Source organism: Veillonella dispar (genome assembly GCF_937975875.1).
In the GTDB taxonomy this organism is placed as follows: domain Bacteria; phylum Bacillota; class Negativicutes; order Veillonellales; family Veillonellaceae; genus Veillonella; species Veillonella dispar_B.
Genome location: NZ_CALJSP010000107.1, coordinates 1 through 4329, shown reverse-complemented (window position 1 = coordinate 4329; position 4329 = coordinate 1). Strand labels below are relative to the sequence as shown.

General features: G+C 36.2%; 4 protein-coding genes and 1 pseudogene. All 5 read right to left on the bottom strand.

Translation table 11 applies throughout. The features are described 5' to 3' along the window. Positions 1-709 (bottom strand): hypothetical protein (locus Q7P05_RS05045; protein WP_303930864.1); only part of this gene is annotated, 709 nt, incomplete at its 3' end. Between the two features lie 159 nt (positions 710-868). Beyond that, complete coding sequence (gene dut / locus Q7P05_RS05040) at positions 869-1318, bottom strand: dUTP diphosphatase (RefSeq protein WP_303930862.1); 450 nt, start codon at positions 1316-1318, stop codon at positions 869-871. 10 nt (positions 1319-1328) lie between these two features. Continuing rightward, the gene (locus Q7P05_RS05035; RefSeq protein WP_303930860.1) at positions 1329-3398 is read right to left on the bottom strand and encodes a polyribonucleotide nucleotidyltransferase; all 2070 of its coding nucleotides are present in this window, start codon (positions 3396-3398) and stop codon (positions 1329-1331) included. Between the two features lie 409 nt (positions 3399-3807). Next, positions 3808-4074, bottom strand: a complete 267-nt coding sequence (rpsO, locus tag Q7P05_RS05030) for a 30S ribosomal protein S15 (RefSeq protein ID WP_005386879.1) — start codon at positions 4072-4074, stop codon at positions 3808-3810. 171 nt (positions 4075-4245) lie between these two features. Next, a pseudogene (locus Q7P05_RS09595) lies at positions 4246-4329 on the bottom strand (ABC transporter ATP-binding protein); the annotation flags it as partial.

The window sequence follows — 4329 nt, the reverse complement described above, 5'->3', positions numbered from 1 at the left end:
TTTCACTATAAAGAGCTTGTAAACCCAAATTCAACTCTTCATTACACAAAGTAATAATAAGATTTGTAAATATTTTTTCTGCATTATATAAAAATTGATTTAGCTCATAAAAATCATTAGATTTTAACCCACTAATATAATTTTTATGCTGTACTTCATATAACTCATCTCTACTGATACTTAATGAATGATTATCATCAAGATTTTTATAAACTAGATATTTTTGTGCAGGAATAACTACAATATTATTGTTAAATGAGTTTTTAAAAAAACTAGCAAACGAAGATTTACCTGAACCATTTTTACCTACAATTACAGTATTTATATTTCCAACACGACATAAATAGCGTATACTTATAAGTTTTTTAAGATAACTTTCTAAATTATCAAAAATAGCTTTATACTGATAGTAATAATCAGCATAATCACGAGCTGCAATATTATTAGAGATATTTTCTTCACAATTGTTAATTATAATATCAAAATTTTCTTTTGTTTGCTCAATTAATTTATCCAAAGCAGCCATCGGAGTTGAACAATTATAAACATCTAAAATCATTGAAATCTCATTTAAAGCTTGTCTATATTGTTCATTGATGACATTAATATCTTCATTATCAGATAGGTTATTAGTATTAATAATTTGAGGAATATAAAATTCAAGTTGTTCTTTTGCGTTTGTTAAAATCTCTATAATCTTCTCATTCATATTTATTTCCTAAGTATATATAAAATCTTATAAATTATTTCTATTATCAAAAGTTTAGTTATCATATGTTTCTATATAGATTAATAATAACATAATAACAATAAGCCGCCCAACTTTAGTTGAGCGGCTTTCACCATTCTATTCAGAATCGTATTTAGTTTACATAGTCCCAGTGCTACCAATACCACCTGTACGAATGCCTGTAGCATCGTCATCGTTAGTGATAAGGTATTTAGAGAAAATACCTTGAGCAACGCGTTCACCTTTTTCAAGGGAAACTGTTTCTTTACCATAATTGAGTAGAGCGATCATGATATGACCTTCGTTGTCCTCATTATTATAGTAATCACTGTCGATAATGCCTGTGCTATTTACAAGTGCTAGATGGCGTTTAATGGCCATGCTAGAACGAATGTGAATGGCAAAGTATTCATCGTATGCCATGAAAGCTTTAATACCTGTTGGCACTAATACTACTTGACCTGGTTCTAAAGTAACAGCTTCAGCGCATTCAATATCATAGCCTGCGCTTTCTGTTGTTTTACGGGTTGGTAAATTGATATCTTGTTCTTCAAAAGCAGAAACTACTTCAAAGCCACGAATATCCATGTAACACCTCTTATTTTAAACAATCTTTACGAGACAAGTTGATACGGCCTTGTTTATCGATTTCGATAACTTTTACCATGATCTCATCACCTACATTTACAACGTCTTCTACATTTTCAACGCGTTCTTTCGCAAGTTTGGAAATATGTACAAGACCTTCTTTACCTGGTAATACTTCTACAAAAGCACCGAATGCCATCAAACGAGTTACTTTACCAAGGTATACTTCACCTACTTCAACCTCTTTAGTAAGGTTTTCAATGATTTGTTGTGCTTTAGCAGCACCATCTTGATCTACAGAAGCGATGAATACTGTGCCATCATCTTCGATGTCGATTTTTGCACCTGTTTCATCAATGATACCACGAATTACTTTACCGCCAGAACCAATTACATCACGAATCTTATCTGGATCAATTTTCATTGTAATAATACGTGGAGCGTATTGAGACATTTGTTGACGTGGTTCAGCAATTGTATCAAGCATGATACCCATGATATGCATACGGCCTTTATGAGCTTGTTCTAATGCTTCATGAAGGATTTCACGGGATAAGCCGGAAATTTTGATATCCATTTGAATTGCTGTTACACCTTTTGCTGTACCAGCCACTTTAAAGTCCATGTCACCAAGAGCATCTTCCATGCCTTGGATATCAGTTAAGATTGTATAGTGTTCGCCTTGAGTTACAAGACCCATAGCGATACCAGCGACAGGAGCTTTAATAGGTACACCAGCATCCATCAAGGATAATGTGGAGCCACAAACGGATGCCATGGAGCTAGAACCGTTAGATTCCAACACTTCAGATACTAAACGCAATGCATATGGGAATTCTTCTTCACTAGGAATAACAGGTACTAATGCACGTTCAGCCAACGCACCATGGCCAATTTCACGACGACCAGGACCACGGGAGGAACGAGTTTCCCCTACGGAGAAGGATGGGAAATTATAGTGGTGAATATAACGTTTTTCTGTTTCTAAACCAATGCCATCAATTGTTTGAGTTTCAGACAATGGTGCTACAGTAGCAACGTTCAATACTTGTGTTTGACCACGAGTAAATAAGCCAGAACCATGTGTACGAGGTAATACACCTGTACGGCAAGAGATAGGACGTACTTCATCAAGTTTACGGCCATCTGGACGAATTTTTTCAACAGTGATCATATGACGTACGATTTCTTTTGTCATAGCATCAAATGCTTTATTTACATCATCCAAGTTATCTGGATAGATTTCTTCAAAGTGTGCTAATACATCTGCACGCACTTCGCTTTCTTGTGCATCACGTTGTTGTTTATCAGCACAACGTACTGCTGCATCAAGTTTATCATGACCATAGGCACGAACTGCATCAGCGATTTCAGCTGGCACGTCTTTACTTTCAAATACGCGTTTTTCCTTGCCCACTTTTGCTTTCATATCTTCTTGGAAAGCTACGATTTTTTTAATTTCTTCATGAGCTGCCATGATGACTTCAAGAATAGTTTCTTCTGGAACCTCTTGAGCACCACCTTCAACCATGAGGATAGCATCTTTTGTACCAGCTACAACAATGTTAAGATCTGTTGCTTCCAATTGTTCTTTTGTTGGGTTTACAACAAATTCACCGTTGATACGACCCATACGAACGCCTGCAATAGGACCATTCCAAGGAATATCAGAAATAGATAAAGCAGCGGAGGCACCAATCATACCACAGATTGCTGGATCACAATCTTGATCAACAGACATAACAGTTGCCACTACGTGTACTTCATTACGTACACCTTTATCAAATAATGGACGAATAGGACGGTCAATCAAACGGCTATTCAAAATCGCAGATTCAGGTGGACGCGCTTCACGTTTAATGAAGCCACCTGGTAAACGACCAACAGCGTACATTTTTTCTTCATAGTCTACTGTAAGTGGGAAGAAATCGATATCCTTCGCCTCTTTAGAACCTGTAGCAGTAACGAGTACACGAGTATCGCCATAACCAACCATTACGGCACCGCCAGCTTGTTTTGCAAGTTCCCCAGTCTCGATCGTAAGCGTACGACCAGCTAGGTCCATTTGGAATTGTTCCATTCCTATTCCTCCTAAAAATCTTCTTATATGTATACCTTCTTATTATATATCATCAAGAAAAAATAAGCTATTTTCAATTAATTATAGTATACGTTAGTTCATACTATTATGTTATACTCTAGTTGTTGCTAACTCCTATTCTGGCAACAGAAAGGAGGTGTTGTCGTGATTGAATATCTCATTTCCCTTATAATCTCTATCATAGGTGGTGTAACTTGCCATTACATCATCAAGTGGCTAGATAGTAGATTTAGATAGCAACTAGCACAATAAAAAAGGACAGAGTTGCCGCTCTGTCCTTTTTTTGTGTTGCCACAATTGAATATCGGCATTCGTTTCCCTTTGCCTAACGTTATTATAACATAGAGAAATAAAATAAAAAAGCCGTCCAATAGGACGGCTAATTTTATTATTTACGAAGACCAAGACGTTCGATAAGGGAACGGTAACGTTCGATATCTTTACGACGAAGATAGTCAAGCATGTTACGGCGTTGACCAACCAATTTCAACAAACCACGACGGGAATGATGGTCTTTTTTGTGTTCTTTCAAGTGATCTGTTAAGTATTGGATGCGGCTTGTTAAAATCGCAACTTGTACTTCTGGAGAACCAGTGTCACCTTCATGAGTAGCGTATTCTTTAATTACTGCTAATTTAGCTTCTGTAGTTAACATTAATGTTACCTCCTAAAAAATAAATAATCCCGATAAGCTTAAGTAACCGTTGGAGATTCGAATACTTCGCTTACGATATGTCTTACGACCTTATTTAGTATACAGTATCTACCTTATCTTGTAAAGAATAAATACAGTAAATAAATAAAAGAGGGCCACAGCCCTCTTCTATTATTTTGCACCAAGTACCATGCGGTCGCTCAATGCATTTTCTCCAGCTACTTCGAATTTTTGTAATAAATCGGCAACTGTTAA

Bases quoted from the DNA above. Each gene is read 5' to 3' on its own strand.
- Q7P05_RS05035 (WP_303930860.1), bottom strand. From the start codon at position 3,398: ATGGAACAATTCCAAATGGACCTAGCTGGTCGTACGCTTACGATCGAG.
- rpsO (WP_005386879.1), bottom strand. From the start codon at position 4,074: ATGTTAACTACAGAAGCTAAATTAGCAGTAATTAAAGAATACGCTACT.
- dut (WP_303930862.1), bottom strand. From the start codon at position 1,318: ATGGATATTCGTGGCTTTGAAGTAGTTTCTGCTTTTGAAGAACAAGAT.